15 protein-coding genes, 1 tRNA gene and 2 pseudogenes are annotated in these 19,090 nt (G+C 57.8%); 12 read left to right on the top strand and 6 right to left on the bottom strand.

Annotation, left to right across the window (positions count from 1 at the left end):
• Positions 1–609: 609 nt before the first annotated feature.
• From ACIPOO_RS18180 to ACIPOO_RS18170, 3 genes and pseudogenes are all read left to right on the top strand, one after another.
• Positions 610–1,848 (top strand): annotated as a pseudogene (locus tag ACIPOO_RS18180) (terminase large subunit domain-containing protein); the annotation flags it as partial.
• Positions 1,848–2,892: pseudogene (locus tag ACIPOO_RS18175) on the top strand (phage portal protein); the annotation flags it as partial. The pseudogenes ACIPOO_RS18180 and ACIPOO_RS18175, both read left to right, overlap by 1 nt.
• A 103-nt stretch (positions 2,893–2,995) precedes the next feature.
• Positions 2,996–3,235: a hypothetical protein gene (locus ACIPOO_RS18170; protein ID WP_400608785.1), complete on the top strand. Its 240-nt coding sequence runs from the start codon at positions 2,996–2,998 to the stop codon at positions 3,233–3,235.
• Between the two features lie 7 nt (positions 3,236–3,242).
• Here the strand turns inward: ACIPOO_RS18170 and ACIPOO_RS18165 are convergent, their stop codons facing one another.
• The 5 genes from ACIPOO_RS18165 to ACIPOO_RS18145 form a co-directional block, all read right to left on the bottom strand.
• On the bottom strand, positions 3,243–4,232 hold the full coding sequence (locus ACIPOO_RS18165; protein WP_400608784.1) for a hypothetical protein: 990 nt from the start codon (positions 4,230–4,232) through the stop codon (positions 3,243–3,245).
• A gap of 74 nt (positions 4,233–4,306) precedes the next feature.
• Positions 4,307–4,912, bottom strand: a complete 606-nt coding sequence (locus tag ACIPOO_RS18160; protein ID WP_400608783.1) for a hypothetical protein — start codon at positions 4,910–4,912, stop codon at positions 4,307–4,309.
• Between the two features lie 389 nt (positions 4,913–5,301).
• A complete protein-coding gene (locus tag ACIPOO_RS18155) occupies positions 5,302–6,096 on the bottom strand; it encodes a hypothetical protein (RefSeq protein ID WP_400608782.1) in 795 nt (264 codons plus the stop codon).
• Positions 6,077–6,811 (bottom strand): PIN-like domain-containing protein, encoded by a 735-nt coding sequence (locus ACIPOO_RS18150; protein ID WP_400608781.1) that lies wholly within the window; start codon positions 6,809–6,811, stop codon positions 6,077–6,079. The genes ACIPOO_RS18155 and ACIPOO_RS18150 overlap by 20 nt, the downstream gene beginning before the upstream one ends.
• A 172-nt stretch (positions 6,812–6,983) precedes the next feature.
• Positions 6,984–7,068 (bottom strand) — tRNA-Leu (locus tag ACIPOO_RS18145).
• A gap of 107 nt (positions 7,069–7,175) precedes the next feature.
• On the opposite strand from ACIPOO_RS18145, the gene queA reads away from it, so the two are divergent.
• The 8 genes from queA (at position 7,176) to ACIPOO_RS18105 (ending at position 16,656) form a co-directional block, all read left to right on the top strand.
• On the top strand, positions 7,176–8,246 hold the full coding sequence (gene queA / locus ACIPOO_RS18140) for a tRNA preQ1(34) S-adenosylmethionine ribosyltransferase-isomerase QueA (RefSeq protein WP_400608780.1): 1,071 nt from the start codon (positions 7,176–7,178) through the stop codon (positions 8,244–8,246).
• Between the two features lie 14 nt (positions 8,247–8,260).
• Complete coding sequence (tgt, locus tag ACIPOO_RS18135) at positions 8,261–9,376, top strand: tRNA guanosine(34) transglycosylase Tgt (RefSeq protein ID WP_274134067.1); 1,116 nt, start codon at positions 8,261–8,263, stop codon at positions 9,374–9,376.
• Positions 9,377–9,428: 52 nt separating this feature from the next.
• Positions 9,429–9,767, top strand: coding sequence for a preprotein translocase subunit YajC (gene yajC / locus ACIPOO_RS18130; protein ID WP_062383548.1), 339 nt, complete (start codon positions 9,429–9,431; stop codon positions 9,765–9,767).
• A gap of 62 nt (positions 9,768–9,829) precedes the next feature.
• Positions 9,830–11,698 carry a protein translocase subunit SecD gene (gene secD, locus ACIPOO_RS18125; protein ID WP_274134036.1) on the top strand — a complete coding sequence of 623 codons (1,869 nt, stop codon included), beginning with the start codon at positions 9,830–9,832 and terminating at the stop codon, positions 11,696–11,698.
• Positions 11,699–11,707: 9 nt separating this feature from the next.
• Positions 11,708–12,619: a protein translocase subunit SecF gene (gene secF, locus ACIPOO_RS18120; RefSeq protein ID WP_274134037.1), complete on the top strand. Its 912-nt coding sequence runs from the start codon at positions 11,708–11,710 to the stop codon at positions 12,617–12,619.
• Between the two features lie 118 nt (positions 12,620–12,737).
• On the top strand, positions 12,738–13,283 hold the full coding sequence (locus ACIPOO_RS18115) for a glycine zipper 2TM domain-containing protein (RefSeq protein ID WP_274134038.1): 546 nt from the start codon (positions 12,738–12,740) through the stop codon (positions 13,281–13,283).
• A 465-nt stretch (positions 13,284–13,748) separates the two neighbouring features.
• Entirely contained in the window at positions 13,749–14,993 is a 1,245-nt protein-coding gene (locus ACIPOO_RS18110; RefSeq protein WP_400608779.1) for an OprD family porin, read from the top strand.
• Between the two features lie 64 nt (positions 14,994–15,057).
• Positions 15,058–16,656 (top strand): argininosuccinate lyase, encoded by a 1,599-nt coding sequence (locus ACIPOO_RS18105; RefSeq protein WP_400608778.1) that lies wholly within the window; start codon positions 15,058–15,060, stop codon positions 16,654–16,656.
• A 159-nt stretch (positions 16,657–16,815) separates the two neighbouring features.
• Here the strand turns inward: ACIPOO_RS18105 and ACIPOO_RS18100 are convergent, their stop codons facing one another.
• Positions 16,816–18,021, bottom strand: coding sequence for a cation:dicarboxylate symporter family transporter (locus ACIPOO_RS18100; RefSeq protein WP_400608777.1), 1,206 nt, complete (start codon positions 18,019–18,021; stop codon positions 16,816–16,818).
• A 136-nt stretch (positions 18,022–18,157) separates the two neighbouring features.
• On the opposite strand from ACIPOO_RS18100, the gene ACIPOO_RS18095 reads away from it, so the two are divergent.
• A complete protein-coding gene (locus tag ACIPOO_RS18095; protein WP_400608776.1) occupies positions 18,158–19,090 on the top strand; it encodes a LysR substrate-binding domain-containing protein in 933 nt (310 codons plus the stop codon).

Genomic DNA, 19,090 nt, shown 5'->3' with positions numbered 1-19,090 from the left:
CACCTCCGAAATCGGATACCCAAGAGCGCCATGGTGGTGGGCCGCCGGTTCGGCATTGATCGCAATTCTTCCAGAAGGAAGCCGGTTCAGCGCTCAAATGCGTCTTCGAGTTCAGCGACAGAATTCTAAAAAAAAGCGGTCATCAAGATGGCTGGCTTTCGCTCTACCTAGGTGGATCCTGTTCTTGGCATTGGCGTTATGATTGGAGTTCCTAATAGCCCACCTGATATGTACAGGCTTGTCGGAGTCACTAGTGTCTCCACTTAGCGTTATCCCAAGGTGCTCGGCGTAGATTCGCCTCTCCCTCACAACATCTTCTTCCCTCATGCCCTCGGACTTGGCAGCAGCAACCACTGCGAGCTCGCAAAGCCGACCCGCCGCATGAGCTCTGATTTTTAGATCTGCACCACATTCCTCTCTGAGCCATCTAATTGCACCGCAACGGTTGCAATCGCAGCTATAGATCTTGTCTCGAAGCTCATCATTCGCTGAAGTGGCCATCCTGACTCCTAAAGCTCATTGGTGTGGGCTCGAAAGCCAACCAACGGATGAATTGACAGAGCGGGGCTGGCTAGCATAGGAAGATTGTATCTTTGTAGGGCGTTTTTGATCGGTGCGACCTACTACTTTGCTCGGGAGGCGCTGATCGACGCGCTGGTGACCGGGCGCAACCAGATTTTCCTGTCGGCTCCGAAGAATCAGGTGCATATCTTCAAGGCGTAAGTTCAAGGCTTTGCGCGCGAGGTGTGCGGCGTTGAGCTGACCGGGGATCCAATCATCCTGGCCAACGGCGCCGAGCTACATTTCCTCGGCACGAACGACCGAACCGCTCAGGGTTATCACGGTAATTTCTACTTCGACGAATTCTTCTGGACCTTCAAGTTCAACGAGCTGAACAAGGTCGCCAGCGGCATGGCGATGCAGAAACAGTACCGCCGCACGTATTTCTCGACGCCGTCGAGTATGGTACATGAGACTTATACGTTCTGGACCGGCGAGCGCTTCAACAAGGGCAAGCCTGCGGCGCAGAAACTCAAGATCGATGTCACGCATGACGCCCTGCAGCAGGGCCGGCTCTGTGAAGACCGGATCTGGCGGCAGATCGTCACCATCTTGGCTTCGACCTGTTCGATCTGGAAGAGCTGCGCCTTGAGTACAACGCCGACGCCTTCGCCAATCTGCTCATGTTCCAGTTCGTTAACGACGGCGCGAGCATCTTCCCGCTCAACGTGCTGCAGCCGTGCATGATCCATAGCTGGGTTGAGTGGTCCGAGGACTACAAGCCCCTCGCCGCCCGCCCGTTCGCCGATCTGCAGGTATGGTTGGGTTACGACCCGGCCGAGACCTGTGACACTTCCGGCCTGACCATTGTCGCGCCGCCGCTGGTGCCAGGTGGAAAATTCCGGATCCTGGAGCGCCACCAATTCCGAGGTATGGACTTCGCAGCCCAAGCCGAGGCGATCCGCCAGGTCACGATGCGGTACTGGGTTACCTACATCGGTATCGATATTATCGGCATGGGTTCGGGCGTCGCCCAACTGGTGCGCCAGTTCTTCCCTGACCACGTTCAGCTACTCGCCCGAAATCAAAACGAAATTGGTGCTGAAGGCCTAAAACGTCATCCACAAGGGCCGGCTGGAATTCGATGCCGGTTGGACGGACATGGCGCAGGCACTGATGGCGATTCGCAGGACCATCACCGCCTGCGGCCGGCAGTTCACCTACACCGCAGGACTTACTGACGAAACAGGGCACGCGGACCTCGCTTGGGCGCTATTCCACGCACTGCAGAACGAACCGCTTGAGGGGCAAACCTCAACGAACACCGGATTCATGGAGATTTACTGATGAGCAAACGCCGAAACAAGGCCCTGCACGCAAGCGGCTCGACTCCACCTGCAATCGAAGGGCAGCTGCTGCCGGCTGCTGGTGGAAAGATGGAGGCATTCACGTTCGGCGATCCCACGCCTGTGCTCGATGAGCGCGGGATCCTCGACTACCTGGAGTGCTGGCTGAATGGTCGCCGGTACGAGCCGCCGATGTCTCTCGATGGCTTGGCCAAGTCTTCCCGGGCAAGCGTGTACTTGCAGTCTGGCCTGAACTTCAAGCGCAACATGCTCGCCCGCACTTTCATCCCGCACCGGCTGCTGTCGCGGCAGACCTTTGAGCAATTCGCCTTGGACTTCCTGAGGTGCGGGAATGGTTTCCTGGAAAAGCGGGAAAACATGCTGCGCAGCACACTCGGTTTGCAGCCGCTCTGGGCAAGTACATGCGTCGTGGCGTCGACCTCGATATCTATTACCAGGTGCGCACCTGGCGTGATGAGTACGAATTCAAGAAGGGCAGCGTGTATCACCAGCGCGAAGCGGACATCAATCAGGAGATCTACGGCCTGCCTGAGTGGTTACGAGCACTGCAGAGCGCGTTGCTCAACGAGTCAGCGACGCTGTTCCGTCGCAAGTACTACAACAACGGCAGCCACGCCTGTTTCATCATGTACATGACCGACACCGCGCAGAACGAAACTGACGTGGCGGCGCTGCGCACGGCGCTCAAGTCAGCGAAGGGCCCCGGTAACTTCCGGAACCTGTTCATGTACGCACCTGGTGGGAAGAAGGATGGTATCCAACTGATCTTGGCCAGCGAAGTGGCGGCCAAGGACGAGTTCGGCTCGATCAAGAACATCAGCAGGGATGACATGCTCGCTGCGCTGCGTATCCCGCCGCAATTGATGGGGATCGTCCCGCAGAACGCAGGAGGCTTTGGATCGTCAAGGAAGCCGCGTAGATCTGGGCGATGAATGAATTGGAGCCGCTTCAGGCCCGGCTCCAGCAGGTAAACGACTGGGTAGGGGAGGAGGTTGTTCGGTTCCGATCGTTTGAGGAAACATCTGGTGTACCAAGCATTCTGAACCGTAGCGCGTCGACGGAATGTGCTGGTCTGATCGGCCGGGTTGATGCAGGCTACTGTAAATAAAAACAGTAGTTTGACGTTCATGAAACCGGACCTTCCGCCATTCCAGCCCCTTACTCAGGATGAATTGCGCCGAATTTGGGTCGAGCGCCCGGAGAGCCGCCTTGTTTTGGAGATCGAGCGGTACCGCCGCGTCATTGCAGAAGTCGACCAACTCTACAAAACCACACATCAAGCGTGGCGCGACAACATAGGCGGCAATCTGATGTCTCTACATCTGCTTGGCCAGGTAATGCTTGATGAACGTATGCGTCTCCCCTGATTCAACCTCATAATGCAGTGAGTTTAAAGTCTCTCGATATTCCTACCGCGCGGTCGAAGTCTAGGGAAAACCACAACATGTGAGCAGGTCCACTAAGTGGTGGTTTGATTGATGCGAGACTGGCGTCGCACCACTCTTCTGCCTCTAGGTCTGATTTAAATACAACGAAAGAGATTGTCCCCATAGATCCGTCACCACGCTTTACTGGGAAGCCACAGAGGACATGTAGCTTCCCAAGTGCCTTATCGATCTGGACAGGTTGATCATTTTCGTCGACATATGTAACTCCAATCGGATAGCCGCCATTTTCAGTGGCAATTTCACAGTTTGCTTCGAAGCCATCATCTGCATCCTCAAGCGTGTGTGTTCTTTTGTGGAATAACGCCAGAATACAAGCCGTTATCTTATCGGATCCAGACTCAATGGCGGATGCGTACTCGCTTAACCCCTGAGCATCGAGTATTTTGAGCAGGCCATGAATGACGTCATGTTGATCGTATGCGGGCATACCGCTTAGCGTACTGAGTAGTTCTTTTACAAGTTCAAAGGTGGGATTGGTAAGTTTTCCTTTCAGTTTCGCTGTGCCTGTTTTTTTATCCTCTATGAACAAGTTGTTCAATCTAGAGATTATTGTTTTTTGTGACTCTTTGTATCGCTTTTCGATATCTGCGGCCGGCGCGGATTCGATTTTTTTTATCAGGATTTTCTTGACGTAAATGGGGAGTCCGGCAAAATCCAATGGTCGCTTTGGGAACGTGTATTCTTGTAGAAATCGCCAGTGGCGATAAAAAATATTAATGTAGGTGTTGGCTGGCCCTTTGTTTCGTTCTTCAGGGTGGGCCACCATATCAGCGATGTCCCTCAACGCGGGGGCGTTTCTAGAGTATGGTCGTAACCCGATTAGCAAACTGTCAATCGTGATTTCATCGAACTGTCCGTCTCGTATGTTTCGTAATATTTTCTCAATTTTGTAACGGTCGTTTCCTTGAATTTCCATTCCGTATCGTCCGTATTTGTAGGTTTCTTATTGATGATTGGATGTTTAGAGAATTGCTACCGGCCCGCCGACGGTTACCTGCGGAAATCATGATCAGGGATAGAACCGAAGCCAGGTCCCAGCTCTAATCTCGTAGGATTCCCCGGCATAGGGCCTACAACTAGATCGTCAACACCGTTTTCAGGTTTGAAATCATACAAATCATAGCCGCCGAATTTTGTGGTGTGGCGGATTTGCCCATCACCGTTGAACGCTTCAAAACCGGCGCGATATTTCCCATATAGATCACCTGATTGGTTTTGTGCCAAAGACTGTGCGATCTTCTGGGCCAGTTCTTCTGGGCTGCATGCAGTAGACGAGTCGAAGATCCCATGACGGGCGCATGTGTCCTTTAGGTAGTACACGGTCATGGCTCGGGAGTCGACCTTTACCTTAACGAAGTACGCTTTCTGGAGCGGATATGTCCGATCTTCCTTAGGTGTTCCCCGGGAACCGAAAATGGTGCAGCAGTCCTGGTATGACCTGTGTTTCTCTATGCCCGCGTCAGCCATGTCGGCGTACCGAACCGAGGTGGTTTGAATCAACGGGTTCGGTGCTGGTAGTGCAACTGGGTCGTCGCTGCGGGCGGCTTGAGCAGCGCAAGTCAGTGCCGCTGCTGATGCGAGAATCCTTATTTTCATAACGGCTGCATATCAGAACTATGCGGGCGATTTCCGTCCCGCGAGCAGCACTCTAAGCCATCACGCTGGCGATGAGCCATAAAAAAGCCCTGTTTTATAAACAGGGCTGTCTTTGCTTACCACCAAATTACTCAAGGGTAAGGCTACTCAAGCGCTATGGTTGGTTCGGCGAAGACCCAGCATTTTACTGTCGCCTTACGGATGACGCTGTCCACGGCTTTCATCTCCAAGAAGCGCGGTTCCGTGCAACGCTTGAGCGCGGAGGTCATGTTACTGCCGATCAAGAGCCTGATACCGTTGGTCGCAAACAGGCACTGTCTCGCTCTCGTGAATACATGCGTTCATGCACGGTGTAACGAGAATCATCAGCAGTGCCGCTGCCAGCCTCATCAATCGTCAGTCGGATCCTCTCCCGGAGATGAAGCCAATGGGGCAGGCGCTTCTATGAGATGCCTTTTAGCCGCTTCAATTTCTTGAAGGCGAGCAAGCACTCGTGCGTGTTCAGCATTCAGCTCGTTAACGTAACGTATGCCATCGTTCAACGTAGCCACGTTGACAGATCTGGCGGCTCTGGCTGCGATGTCTGCCGAGTGCTGGAAGCCTGCCAAATAAGACCGCTTTAACTCTCTGCCAGCAGCCAGAGCCGCGTCGATCGCGGATGTCGTGGGGCGTGCAGAATCGGGGGATCCTGGCAAAGGTCCATTTGGGTATTCCAGATTTTCTCCAGCAGGCCTATTCCAGGGTAGGTCGTCTGAAAATCTTGAGGTGTCTAGCACTGACTCGCTGTTTCGACCGTGGGCGCGTTCATTCAAGCTTCTGGAATACTCAGCTCTGGCGCGATTAAGTGCGGCTTGCGCCGTTTCAGAAAACGGCTCCGCAAAGCCTAGGGCTTTGGCGAGTTCTCCGCGAAGCGGATATGGCAAGTCAGCAATACTCGGAGCGTTGATGCTCACCGGGTGTTTAATAGTCGCGTCGTCAATGGAGCTTTGGTTTATCTTGATTTTTAGAATCTTGCTGCCGTTTCCGAGAAAGTCAGACGTCGAGTACATATGAAATAGCTCGACGTTCTTATGTTTGTAAATTTCAGAACGAAGTGCCTCATGCGGTCCGATGATTTTGTCACCACCAGAGTCGATACTTGACCACCAGTCGTCTTTTGCATCGTCAGTGATGAAAAAAAACATTTCGGGCGTTACCTTTGGAGGCTTCTGCTAAAATTTGCTTCCAAATAATAAGGTCGCCAAACTTTCTTTCATACTTCAGAGAGTTATGAATGAAGGTGGCCTGGTACCTTTGGCTGTCTTTGTCTTTTCCAGCGTCTCGGAAGCCAGGAGGGATTTGGTTGGCATATCTATCCGCCCCCTCCAAATAGAGTTCATCCAGCCATGCTTGATCTGGAGGTGGTCCTATGCGGCCGTCGCTGAAGCCGTCGATGAGCTCGAGGATTTTATCTTCAGAGCGAACATCGGGTTGGCTTTTGTTCCAGGGCTCGATCTTTTTTGAAAACTTGTCGAGGGGAACTTTGATGCTTTTTCTGAGTTCGTTGGCAAATTCAGAAAGCTGCGGAAATTTTTCTCGCAGCCTTAGCTGTTCAAGATCGTCACCGAGTTTTTTTTCAGTGTTAGCAATGAGTTTTGTAAGCTCTCGGAAGGTTTTCTTCTCGTTGCTTATGACTGACAGGCGGCGGAGGTTATATTCCAGTCCGACATGATAGGGTATGAAAATTCTTCCGCCGAGCTTGGCAGTGGTGGCAAAAAAGTCAGTTCTGGTTTGCTCTTCGAAGCCGTAAAGGTTTAACAGAACATTCGTGTCAAAGATAAAGATTGAGTCATCTGATAGCCAAGCTGCCTCTAATTCGGCGACGGATGGCGTCAGGAAGCTTTTAAAAGCAACTCTCATAAGATCCCTCTCTGTACCGCCGCTATGAATGCTGGCGACCGACACGCTGCGTCGCGGAGCTCCAAGGTTGCCAAGTCATGTTTGGCTCGGAACGCACGCCTGAGCTCAGTACGCCATTTTTACGCCGGAAACAAAAAAAGGCCTTGAAATCCAAGGCCTTTCTATTCTGTTCTGGTGCCCCGAGGGAGACTCGAACTCCCACTCCTTTCGAAAACGGATTTTGAATCCGCCGCGTCTACCAATTCCGCCATCAGGGCTTGTGGCGGCGGAGTATAGAGACGCGCCTACCGTTGGTCAATCATGTTTCATGGTCAATTTTGTGCTTTTCCGCTAAACTTCCCGGCCCTGCTAGACGAACCCCATCATGCGTGTCGCCGACTTTACCTTCGAACTCCCTGATGCACTGATCGCTCGCCACCCTCTGGCCGAGCGTCGCAGCAGCCGCTTGCTGACCCTGGACGGGCCGAGCGGTGCGCTGGCACATCGCCAATTCGCTGATTTGCTGGAGCATTTGCGCCCCGGCGATCTCATGGTTTTCAACAATACCCGGGTGATTCCGGCGCGGCTGTTCGGGCAGAAAGCCTCGGGCGGCAAGCTGGAAATCCTGGTGGAACGGGTGCTGGATCAGCATCGTGTGCTGGCCCATGTGCGGTCGAGCAAGTCGCCGAAGGCGGGGTCGACGATCCTCATCGACGGCGGTGGCGAGGCCGAGATGGTGGCGCGCCATGATGCGCTGTTCGAACTGCGTTTTGCCGAGCCGGTGCTGCCGCTGCTCGAGCGCGTCGGGCATATGCCGTTGCCTCCTTATATAGACCGCCCGGATGACGACGCCGACCGCGAGCGCTATCAGACCGTTTACGCCCAGCGTGCCGGCGCGGTGGCGGCACCGACGGCGGGGCTGCATTTCGACCAGGTGATGATGGAGGCGATTGCTGCCAAGGGCGTCGAGACGGCCTTCGTCACGCTGCACGTGGGCGCGGGGACGTTCCAGCCGGTGCGCGTCGAGCGCATCGAAGATCACCACATGCATAACGAGTGGCTGGAAGTCACTCAAGAGGTGGTCGATGCCGTGGCGGCGTGCCGTGCTCGCGGTGGCCGGGTGATCGCGGTGGGCACCACCAGTGTGCGTTCGCTGGAAAGTGCGGCGCGTGATGGCGTGCTCAAGGCGTTCAGCGGCGACACCGATATCTTCATCTACCCGGGCCGTCCCTTCCATGTGGTCGATGCCCTGGTCACCAATTTCCATTTGCCTGAATCCACGCTGTTGATGCTGGTTTCAGCCTTCGCCGGTTACCCGGAAACCATGGCGGCCTACGCGGCTGCGGTGGAGCACGGATACCGCTTCTTCAGTTACGGGGATGCCATGTTCATCACCCGCAATCCGGCGCCGACTGCACCTCAAGGATCAGATGCGGCCCCCGAGGATCTCGCATGAGTCGCACCTGTCGTATGTCGTTTGAGCTGCTGGCCACTGATGGCAAGGCTCGTCGTGGTCGCCTGACCTTTCCCCGTGGCACGGTCGAGACCCCGGCGTTCATGCCGGTCGGTACCTATGGCACGGTCAAGGGCATGCTGCCCCGTGATATCGAGGCCATCGGCGCCGAGATCATCCTGGGCAACACCTTCCACCTGTGGCTGCGTCCTGGCACCGAGGTCATCAAGGCCCACGGCGACCTGCACGATTTCATGCAGTGGAAAGGCCCGATTCTGACCGACTCCGGTGGTTTCCAGGTGTTCAGCCTGGGCGCGATGCGCAAGATCAAGGAGGAAGGCGTGACCTTCGCCTCGCCGGTGGACGGCTCCAAGGTATTCATGGGGCCGGAAGAGTCGATGCAGGTCCAGCGCGACCTGGGCTCGGACATCGTGATGATCTTCGACGAATGCACCCCGTATCCGGCCGACGAAGACGTGGCGCGCACCTCCATGGAGCTGTCGCTGCGCTGGGCCAAGCGTTCGAAGATCGCCCATGGCGAAAACACCGCGGCACTATTCGGCATCGTTCAGGGCGGCATGCATGAAAACCTGCGCATGCGCTCGCTGGAAGGCTTGAGCGAACTGGATTTCGACGGCCTGGCCATTGGCGGCCTGTCGGTGGGCGAACCCAAGCACGAGATGATCAAGGTGCTGGATTATCTGCCTGGTCGCATGCCCGCTGACAAACCTCGTTACCTTATGGGTGTAGGCAAGCCCGAAGACCTGGTTGAAGGTGTGCGCCGCGGAGTCGACATGTTCGACTGCGTGATGCCTACGCGCAACGCCCGCAACGGTCATCTGTTCATCGACACCGGTGTCCTGAAGATTCGTAATGCGTTCCATCGCCACGATGATTCGCCGCTGGATCCGACGTGCGATTGCTACACCTGCAAGAACTTCTCCCGCGCTTATCTGCATCACCTGGACAAGTGCGGCGAAATGCTGGGGAGCATGCTCAATACGATCCACAATTTGCGGCATTACCAGCTGCTGATGGCTGGTTTGCGCGAGGCTATTCAACAGGGTACATTGGCCGCCTTTGTCGATACGTTCTATGCCAAGCGCGGGCTTGCAACGCCGCCCCTGGATTGATTGACAGCCGGTCTATCCGCTTCTTATTAAAATTATGCAACTGGAGTGCTAAATGAGCTTTTTCATTTCCAACGCCATGGCGGACGCAGCCGCGCCTGCCGCTGCGGGTCCGGCGGGTTCGGGTTTCGAGTGGATTTTCCTGGTCGGCTTCCTGGTCATCTTCTACCTGATGATCTGGCGTCCACAGGCCAAACGCGCCAAAGAGCAGAAGAATCTGCTGGGTAACTTGCAGAAGGGCGACGAAGTCGTTACTTCCGGCGGTATCGCGGGCAAGATCAACAAAGTGACTGACGATTTCGTGGTGATCGAAGTTTCCGACACTGTAGAACTGAAGATCCAGAAGGGCGCCATCGCTGCCACCCTGCCCAAGGGCACCCTGAAAGCCATCTGATTCCAGTCTTTTACCAATCGACGGGGCGCGCAAGGCGCCCCGCGTTATAAGCAGGCGGCGTGATGTTGAACAAATACCCACTGTGGAAATACTTCCTGATCCTGGTCGTACTGGGCATCGGCTTTATTTATTCCGCACCCAATCTCTACCCTGACGACCCGGCCATCCAGGTCAGCGGCGCAAGCACTGCGTTGCAGGTCAATCAGGCGGATCTGGATCGCGTAAGCAAGGCGCTTACCGATGCTGGCATCGCGGTCAAGGGCGCGTCTCTGGCCGAGAATGGCAAGGGCGGTTTGTTGCGTCTGACCAAACAGGAAGACCAGCTGCCCGCCAAGGATGTTGCGCGCAAGGCGCTGGGTGACGACTACGTCGTTGCACTGAACCTGGCACAGACCACGCCGAAGTGGCTGCGCAACGTGGGCGCAAGCCCGATGAAACTGGGTCTTGACCTCTCCGGTGGTGTGCACTTCCTGCTGGAAGTCGACATGGAGAAGGCACTCAGTGCGCGTCTGAACGTCTATGAGGGCGAAGTCAAAAGCCTGCTGCGCAAGGAAAAACTGCGTTATCGCAGCCTGCCGCAGGATGGCAATGCCATTCAACTGGGCTTCAGCGACACCGATTCCCGCGAGCAGGCCCGTAGCCTGATCCGCAAGGATTACAGCGATTTCGACATCACCACCAGCGAGCGTGGCGAGATGCCGATCCTGCGTCTGGCCATGACCCAGGCCAAGATCGCCGAGATTCGCGAATATTCGATCAAGCAGAACCTGACCACGGTGCGTAACCGTGTCAACGAACTGGGCGTGGCCGAGCCACTGGTTCAGCGCCAGGGTGCCAACCGCATCGTGGTCGAGCTGCCAGGCGTGCAGGACACTGCCGAAGCCAAGCGTATCCTGGGCAAGACCGCCAACCTTGAGTTCCGTCTGGGCGCAGGCCCCGATGACACCAAGGCCACCACTGAAATGTTCGAGTTCCGCGAAGGCGGTCGTCCGGCTGCAGCGGTGGAGCGTGGCCTGATCATCACCGGTGACCAGGTCACCGACGCCAAGGCCGGTTTTGACGAGCACGGTCGCCCGCAGGTGAACATCAAGCTCGACGGCCACGGTGGTGACCTGATGAGCCGCGCCACCCGCGCCAACGTCGGTCGCAGCATGGCGGTGATCTTCATCGAGCAGCGTCCGCAGACCACCTACGTCAAGCAGATGGTCGACGGCGTCGAGAAAGACGTGCCGGTGCAGACCTTCAAGGAAGACAAGAAGATCATCAGCCTGGCGACCATCCAGTCGCCGCTGGGTGCGCAGTTCCGCATCACTGGCCTGAACGGCCAGGGCGAGTCGTCGGAGCTTGCACTGCTGCTGCGTGCCGGTGGTCTGGCCGCTCCCATGTACTTCGCTGAAGAGCGCACCATTGGCCCGAGCCTGGGTGCCGACAACATCACCAAGGGTGTCGACGCTTCCCTGTGGGGCATGCTGTTCGTCTCGCTGTTCATCCTCGCCATCTACCGTTTCTTCGGCTTGATCGCGACCGTGGCACTGGCATTCAACATGGTCATGCTGCTGGCGCTGATGTCGATCCTGGGTGCCACGCTGACCCTGCCGGGTATCGCCGGTATCGTGTTGACGATGGGTATGGCGGTGGACGCCAACGTGCTGATCTTCTCGCGTATACGTGAGGAGCTGGCCAATGGCATGACCGTGCAACGTGCGATCAACGAAGGTTTCGACCGCGCCTACACCGCGATTCTCGACGCCAACCTGACCTCGCTGCTGGTCGGCGGCATTCTCTACGCCATGGGCACCGGCCCGGTCAAAGGCTTCGCCGTGACCATGTCGCTCGGTATCTTTACCTCGATGTTCACGGCCATCATGGTGACCCGCGCAATGGTCAACCTGATTTATGGCGGCCGTGACGTCAAGAAGCTGTGGATCTAAGGGGCTGCCATGAAACGTACAATCAACTTCATGGGCGTTCGCAACGTTGCGTTCGCCCTGACCATGCTCCTGACCGCACTGGCGTTGTTCAGCTGGTTCCATAAGGGGCTGAACTTCGGCCTGGATTTTACCGGCGGTACGCTGATCGAGCTGACCTACGAGCGTCCTGCCGATCTTGGCAAGGTGCGTGACGAGCTGACCAATGCCGGTTACCACGAGGCAATCGTGCAGAGCTTCGGCGCGACCACCGACCTGTTGGTGCGCATGCCGGGTGAAGACCCGCAGCTGGGCGCCCAGGTAGCCGACGCACTGCGCAAGACCGGTGCCGATAACCCGGCCACGGTCAAGCGCGTCGAGTTCGTCGGCCCGCAGGTGGGTGAAGAGCTGCGCGACCAGGGCGGTATCGGCATGTTGCTGGCACTGGGCGGCGTTCTGATCTACCTGGCATTCCGCTTCCAGTGGAAGTTTGCCGTGGGCGCGATCGTTTCCCTGATCCACGACGTGGTCGTGACCATGGGTATCCTGTCGTTCTTCCAGATCACCTTCGACCTGACGGTGCTGGCGGCGGTCCTGGCGATCATCGGTTACTCGCTCAACGACACCATCGTGGTATTCGACCGGGTTCGCGAGAACTTCCGTCTGCTGCGCAAGGCTTCGCTGATCGAGAACATCAACATCTCCACCACCCAGACCCTGCTGCGTACCATCGCCACATCGGTGTCCACGCTGCTTGCTATCGGCGCGCTGTGGATCTTCGGCGGCGACAGCCTGCACGGTTTCTCGGTGGCGCTGTTCATCGGCGTCATGGCCGGTACCTACTCCTCGATCTACATCGCCAACGTGGTGCTGATCTGGCTGAACCTGCGTACCGAAGACCTGCTGCCACCGGTTGCAGCCGAGCAGGTGGATGATCGTCCATAACGATTTGATCTGACCGGTCGTCACGTTAGAAGGCGCGAGTTTGAACTCGCGCCTTTTTTTGTGCTCCAAGGCTGGGAGTAGCGTAAGAAATTGCGCTGAAAATGGTCAGGAGGTTCACGTGAACAAATCGTTGCTAGTTGGTGCTGTATTGGGCGCTGTCGGTGTGACTGCCGGTGGGGCTTTGGCCACCTATAGCCTCGTTAAAAACAACGGCCCTGAATATGCCGACGTGCTGGCCGTCGAGCCTGTAAAAGAACAGATCAAGACCCCTCGTGAAGTGTGCAAGGACGTCGCGGTGACCCATCGCGCTCCGGTCAAGGACCAGCACCAGATCGTCGGTACAGTTGTCGGTGCCCTGGCAGGTGGCCTGCTCGGTAACCAGGTGGGTGGCGGTAACGGCAAGAAGATCGCCACCGTGGCCGGTGCGGTCGGCGGCGGCTACGCCGGCAACAAGGTGCAGGAAGGGATGCAGAACCGCGATACCTACACCACCACCGAAACCCGTTGCAACACGGTCAACGACATCAGCGACAAGGTCGTGGGCTACAACGTGAAGTACAAGCTGAACGACAAGGTCGGCCAGGTGCGTATGGATCGCGATCCGGGCAGCCAGATTCCGGTCAACAAAGACGGTCAGTTGGAATTGAGCCAGGCCGGTCAGTAAGTTTCGGTCAGCTCCCCAAAAACGCCCCTCTCGCAGGGGCGTTTTTTTTGGCCCATCCGGCCATCCCGTATGAGCGCGCTTGCCCGCGAATGGCCGGTACATCCGATGGCGATGCGTCGAATGCACCACCACCGTCGCGGGCAAGCGCGCTCCTACAGGTTTGGGGTGGAATACATTCCTGCGCCATACACGGCACGGTAGGAGCGCGCTTGCCCGCGAATGGCCGGTACATTCGATGGAGATGTGTCGGATGCGCCACCGCCGTCGCGGGCAAGCGCGCTCCTACAGGTTTGGGGGGAAATACATTCCTGCGCCATACCGCGGAATTACCTCTATATCTAAAACGTATTCAACCGGTACTAACTATATATTTTTTATTTGAATTCTCGCCGCGTAAGCTTTTTGCAGGTGGTCATCCACCTGACAAAACCAATAAAAAACAGCTACGCCACGCGGGAAACAATAATGCAAAAAAGCCCTGTATCTCTTGGCCTCACGTCTGCTGCCGCCCTTGGGTTGAGCCTCACATTTCCAGGTTTTGCCGAAGCCGATTTCCTGGAAGACAGCAAGGCCGACCTCGAATTTCGCAACTTCTATTTCAACAGCGATTACCGCCAGGACAACGCCAGCCAGTCCAGGCGCGATGAATGGGCCCAGGGCCTGATCCTCAACTACGAATCCGGTTTCACCGAAGGCACAATAGGCTTCGGGGTGGACGCCATCGGGCTGTTCGGCCTCAAACTCGACTCGGGCCCCGAGCGCCGCAACTCCGGCCTGCTGCCAGTGGGCGATGAGAAGGCCCCGGACGACTATGGACGCGCCGGTGTAACCGCCAAGGCGCGGATTTCCAAAAGCGTGCTGCGGGTCGGCACGCTGATGCCGAAATTGCCTACGGTCCTGCCCAACGATGGACGACTGCTGCCGCAGACCTTTCGTGGCGCGCAGGTGACATCCAAAGACATCACCGACATGACCCTCAATGTCGGGCGCCTCACCAGCAACAGCGAACGCAACGACAGCGGCCACGAAGACATCGAGGCTGAGGGCAAGGGCATCAAGGGCGGGCGGCCCAGCGACAAGTTCGATTTCGCCAGCGCCAGCTACAGCTGGACCAAGGGACTGACTACTTCCTACAACTACGGCGGACTTGAGAACAACTACAAGCAGCACATCGTGACGCTGCTGCACAATTTCCCCCTGAGCGAGTCGCAGTCGATCAAGAGTGACCTGCGCTATGCGCGCTCGCTCAAGGACGGCAATACCAACGTCGACAACACCGCCATCGGCGCGCGTTTCACCTACAGCGTGCTCGGCCATGGTTTTGGTGTGGCCTATCAGAAGATGAGCGGCGACACAGGATTTCCGCACTTGGCGGGAACCGACTCCTTCCTCGTCAACTACGTGATGATCTCCCCCGATTTCGCCAACCCCGAAGAGCGTTCGTGGCAAGCCCGCTACGACTATGACTTCGCGGCGGCCGGTCTGCCGGGGCTGACCTTCATGACCCGTTACCTGCAGGGCGACAACTTTGCCCGTGGCGCCAAAGAAGGCACCGAGTGGGAACGCAACACCGACATCGCCTATGTGTTCCAGAGCGGCGCGCTGAAGAACCTCGAACTCAGGTGGCGCAACGGCACTTACCGCAGCAATGGCGGCAACAACATCGACCAGAACCGCGTCATCGTCAGTTACACGCTGCCGCTGCTCTGAGTCGCACCTGTGAACAATTTTCCTCAAACGCTCACCCTCGGCTGTTGCCGCAACGGAGCCTGAAATGCCAACCAGAAAGACCCTGATCCATCTCGCCGTCGCCTTCGCGCTGTTCAATAGTCATGGGGCCTGGGCCGCCAATACCGCCGAGGTGCCCTGTGCCACCACCGAAAAATGTGCCGCACAGGCGGCGAAGATCGGCGCGACTGTCGACAAGTCCAAGGCGCGGGCCAGCAAGGGCGAGAGCCAGTTCTCCTGGCTGAACCGCATCAACAAGGCCTCCATCGTCATGCTCACGGAGGAGGGCATCGTCAAACCGGAGATGGGGCAGAAGATCGCTACCGGTGTGCGCTACGCCATCGATCAGGCCGACCAGCCCAACGGCAAGCGCCCCAGCGATGTGCTGCAACTGGAGCAGATCATGACCGACAAGATCGGCCCTGAAGCTTCGCTGATCCACTCTGGCCGCAGCCGCCAGGACATGCTCGCCACCTACCGCCTGGCCAAATTGCGTTCTGACGTGCTGGCCTATAGCGAGGCCTTGAATGCGACCCGCAAGCGCCTGCTGGATCTGGCCGACAAGAACGTCGATACGCTGATCCCGGCGTACACCAACGGCGTGCAGGCGATGCCGATCACCTACGCGCATTATCTGCTGGCGTTCGAGGCGGCATTCGACCGGGACGGCCAGCGGATTCGCGAGTTGTATCAGCGTCTGAACCAGAGCCCGATGGGCACGGCGGTGCTGGCCAACTCGGCCTATCCGCTGAACCGCGAGCGCATGGCCGAGCTGCTGGGCTTTGATGCGGTGCGCGAAAACTCGCTGGATTCGAGCCAGGTTTCCACCTATGACATCCCTATCGAGGCGGCGAACATTGCGTCGTCGTCGGCTATCCGGGTGGGCGCGATGATTGGCGACATTCACACCCAGTACCACCAGATTCGCCCGTGGCTGCTGCTCGATGAAGAGAAAACCTACACCAGCAGCGCCATGCCGCAGAAACGCAATCCGGGGTTGCTGATGCGCGCACGGGAAAGTGCGTCCGATGTGGTAGGACTGGCCCAGACCGTGACCCTGCGGGCGCACAACGTCACCACCGGCATGACCGACTACAAGTTTGCCTTTGATTCGCTGGGAGTGTTCGATTCCACCAGGGAAATGTTCGCCGCGACGGACGCGGTGCTCGATGCCTTGCAGGTCAATCCACAGCGCGCCCGTGAAGAGCTCGAGAACGAGTGGACCACGTCCATGGAGCTGGCCGATACCCTGGAGCGCACGCAGAAAGTGCCGTTCCGCATTGGCCACAGCTTTGCGTCGCTGATCGTCGAGCAGGCCCGCGACCAGGGCCTGACGCCCAAGACATTCCCCTATGCCGACGCGCAAAAGCTTTACACCAAGGCGGCCGACAAATATCAGTGGAAACAGAACACGTTGCCGCTGGATGAGGCGACGTTCCGCGCCTCGCTGTCGCCTGAAAACATGGTCAACACCCGAAAGGGCACCGGCGGCCCGCAACCGCAGGAGGTCAAGCGCATGCTGGCCGAAGCCCACAAGAACCTGGAAGCCGATCAGGCCTGGCTGAGCGAGCGTCGGGGCAAGCTGACCGAGGCCGAAGGCAAGCTGGACCGGGCGTTCGAGAAGTTGTTGTCGTCCAAGGGGTGATACCCCAGGCTCGACGAAACCTGTAGGAGCGCGCTTGCCCGTGATCTGCCGCATTGGCGGCAGCAAAACCTGACACCTCGGTTTGGCTGACACGCTGGGGTCGTCAGGTGTTGCTGCCGCTTCGCGCCAGATCGCGGGCAAGCGCGCTCCTACGCGATGTCAGCGCAGCGCATTTCGGGCAGCATCAAAGACGAAGCCATTCTGCCAGCGCGCAATCGCCAGACACGCCACGCAGTTGCCTAGCACGTTGGTCAGCACGCGGCATTTCATCAGGCGTTCCACGCCCAGCAGCAACCCCACGCTTTCCACAGGCACCAGATTCAGCAAGTTGAGTGTGGCAACGAGGGTGAAGAACGCAGAACCCGCCATGCTGGTAGAACCCAGCGACGTCACCATGGAAATCAGCAGCAGCGTGAGCAGTTGCGCAGCAGTCAGATCGACCCCCGCCATCTGCGCCAGGAACATCACCGCTGTCATCAGGTAAATGTTCGAGCCGCTGAGGTTGAAGGTGTAACCGGTGGTCAGCACCAGGCGCGTCAGTTGGCGGTTGCAGCCGAGCATTTGCATCTTCTCGATCAGGCCGGGCAGGGCAGCGACCGAAGAGCCGGTGAAGGTGACCAGCAACAGTTCGTCCTTCAGATGAAGCACCAGCGACCACAGTGAAATTCCGCAGGCGTGGGTCAGGGGAGTCAGGATCAGCAGGATGAACGCCGCAGACGCCAAATAGATCACTGCAACGAACTTGAGCAGGGGCAGGGCCGAGGCCGGGCCGAATTTGCCGATGGTAAAGGCGATGGCGCCGAAGGCGGCCAGCGGGGCGAAGCGCAGAATCAGCTTCAGGGCGCTGAACAGCCACTGGACGACTTTTTCCAGGGTCAGCCGTAGCGTTTCGGCATGCTGAAAGCCACTTGCACGACCGATCAATACTCCGGTCAACAACCCGGCCAGCATCACTTGCAGGATCGGGTTGTGCATCAGCCCGCGTGCAATCAGCGACCCGAACCCGGTCCACGAAAACCCGCCCGCTGCCTGAGTGCCGAGGGTCAGGGCTGACGCTGTGCCTGAGCCTGGCTGCGTGAAGTCGGCGATCAGGCAGGCCAGTGACAGCGACAACAACGCCATGCCTTGAAAATAGACGAATACCTTGCCCGCCAGTCCACGCTGGCGCACCTGCAGGCCCGCCACGCCGGAGGCGATCAACAGGAACATCATGAACGGCATGAGCCAGCCGATCACCCGAATGAAACCGTCGCTCAGAGGCTTCATGGTCACGGCAAGGGCGGGATCGACAACGCCCAGAAGCGCACCGCAGGCGATGGCCAGCAGAAGTTGCAGGGTGCTGCTGCGAAGAAGCCTTGCAGGCATCGGCGTACCGGTCTGGACGTGCTTATTGTTATTGGTGGACGTGCCTTGTCAGCGTCAGGCGGATTAGGCACGCTTGCCGGCCAATGTCGCATTGACCGGGCGGCAATCATAAAACCTCGCTGCGGGATAGACCACCATGGAGCTTCGTCATCTGCGTTATTTCGTCATGGTGGCCGAAGAGCGACATTTCACCCGCGCCGCCGCGCGCCTGAACATGCAGCAGCCGCCATTGAGCCAGCAGATCCGCGCGCTGGAAGAGGAACTGGGTTTCGATCTGTTCAAGCGACATCCCAAGGGTGTGGATCTGACGGCAGGTGGGCAGGTTTTCCTGCAAGAGGCCCGGGAGATTCTTGCCCGTGTCCAGGAAGGTTCGCTCAAGGCGTCACGGGCCGCCCACGGCATCGAGGGGCAGTTAAGTGTCGGCTTTACCAGCTCGGCGGCGGCCCACCCGTTGATCCCGCGCATCATCCGCGCCTATCGCGAGCGTTTTCCTGCGGTGGCGGTGTCGTTGAAAGAGGGCAGCGCCCAGCAACTGACCGAGGCGGCCATCGAAGGCAGCGTTGATGTGGGCATTGTGCGAGCGCCGGTCGGTCGCCATCAGAGCCTTGAATTTCACCGGCTGCTGAACGAAGAGATGCTGCTGACTTTGCCGGTCGGCCATCCCTTGCTGGCCGACTATGACGGGCACGGCGAGCCACCGGCTGTTGCGCTGGAAAGCCTGAGCCAGGAGCCGTTCATTCTAGTCCGTCGCCCCGGCGCGCCGGGGATGTACGCCAATCTCATCAAGGCATGCCTGAATGCGGGCTTCAACCCGAAGATCGCGTTCGAGGTCGAGCGTATGCTCACCAACGTCAGCCTGGTGGCGGCGGGGGCGGGGGTTTCCATCGTCCCGGCGTCCATGAGGGATGTGCACAAGGAGAGCGTGGTCTATTGCCCGATTGCCAACGCCAAGCCCAGGCTGCACGCGCCGATCACCCTGGTGTGTCGCAGTTTCAACCAGTTGCCGCCGTTGAAGAACTTCATCGATTTGTCTCGGCAGTTGAGTGCGAGACGACCCCGCCGGGGTTAG

This window comes from Pseudomonas sp. NPDC090201 (assembly GCF_044746825.1).
GTDB lineage: Bacteria > Pseudomonadota > Gammaproteobacteria > Pseudomonadales > Pseudomonadaceae > Aquipseudomonas > Aquipseudomonas putida_AD.
Note: the sequence above shows the minus strand (reverse complement) of the source record. Positions and strands in the feature narration are given on the sequence as shown.

What these genes read in the sequence shown, in the direction of transcription:
- ACIPOO_RS18170 (WP_400608785.1), top strand. Translation starts at nt 2,996, where the DNA reads ATGAAACCGGACCTTCCGCCATTCCAGCCCCTTACTCAGGATGAATTG.
- ACIPOO_RS18165 (WP_400608784.1), bottom strand. Translation starts at nt 4,232, where the DNA reads ATGGAAATTCAAGGAAACGACCGTTACAAAATTGAGAAAATATTACGA.
- ACIPOO_RS18160 (WP_400608783.1), bottom strand. Translation starts at nt 4,912, where the DNA reads ATGAAAATAAGGATTCTCGCATCAGCAGCGGCACTGACTTGCGCTGCT.
- ACIPOO_RS18155 (WP_400608782.1), bottom strand. Translation starts at nt 6,096, where the DNA reads ATGTTTTTTTTCATCACTGACGATGCAAAAGACGACTGGTGGTCAAGT.
- ACIPOO_RS18150 (WP_400608781.1), bottom strand. Translation starts at nt 6,811, where the DNA reads ATGAGAGTTGCTTTTAAAAGCTTCCTGACGCCATCCGTCGCCGAATTA.
- queA (WP_400608780.1), top strand. Translation starts at nt 7,176, where the DNA reads ATGCGTGTCGCCGACTTTACCTTCGAACTCCCTGATGCACTGATCGCT.
- tgt (WP_274134067.1), top strand. Translation starts at nt 8,261, where the DNA reads ATGTCGTTTGAGCTGCTGGCCACTGATGGCAAGGCTCGTCGTGGTCGC.
- yajC (WP_062383548.1), top strand. Translation starts at nt 9,429, where the DNA reads ATGAGCTTTTTCATTTCCAACGCCATGGCGGACGCAGCCGCGCCTGCC.
- secD (WP_274134036.1), top strand. Translation starts at nt 9,830, where the DNA reads ATGTTGAACAAATACCCACTGTGGAAATACTTCCTGATCCTGGTCGTA.
- secF (WP_274134037.1), top strand. Translation starts at nt 11,708, where the DNA reads ATGAAACGTACAATCAACTTCATGGGCGTTCGCAACGTTGCGTTCGCC.
- ACIPOO_RS18110 (WP_400608779.1), top strand. Translation starts at nt 13,749, where the DNA reads ATGCAAAAAAGCCCTGTATCTCTTGGCCTCACGTCTGCTGCCGCCCTT.
- ACIPOO_RS18105 (WP_400608778.1), top strand. Translation starts at nt 15,058, where the DNA reads ATGCCAACCAGAAAGACCCTGATCCATCTCGCCGTCGCCTTCGCGCTG.
- ACIPOO_RS18100 (WP_400608777.1), bottom strand. Translation starts at nt 18,021, where the DNA reads ATGCCTGCAAGGCTTCTTCGCAGCAGCACCCTGCAACTTCTGCTGGCC.
- ACIPOO_RS18095 (WP_400608776.1), top strand. Translation starts at nt 18,158, where the DNA reads ATGGAGCTTCGTCATCTGCGTTATTTCGTCATGGTGGCCGAAGAGCGA.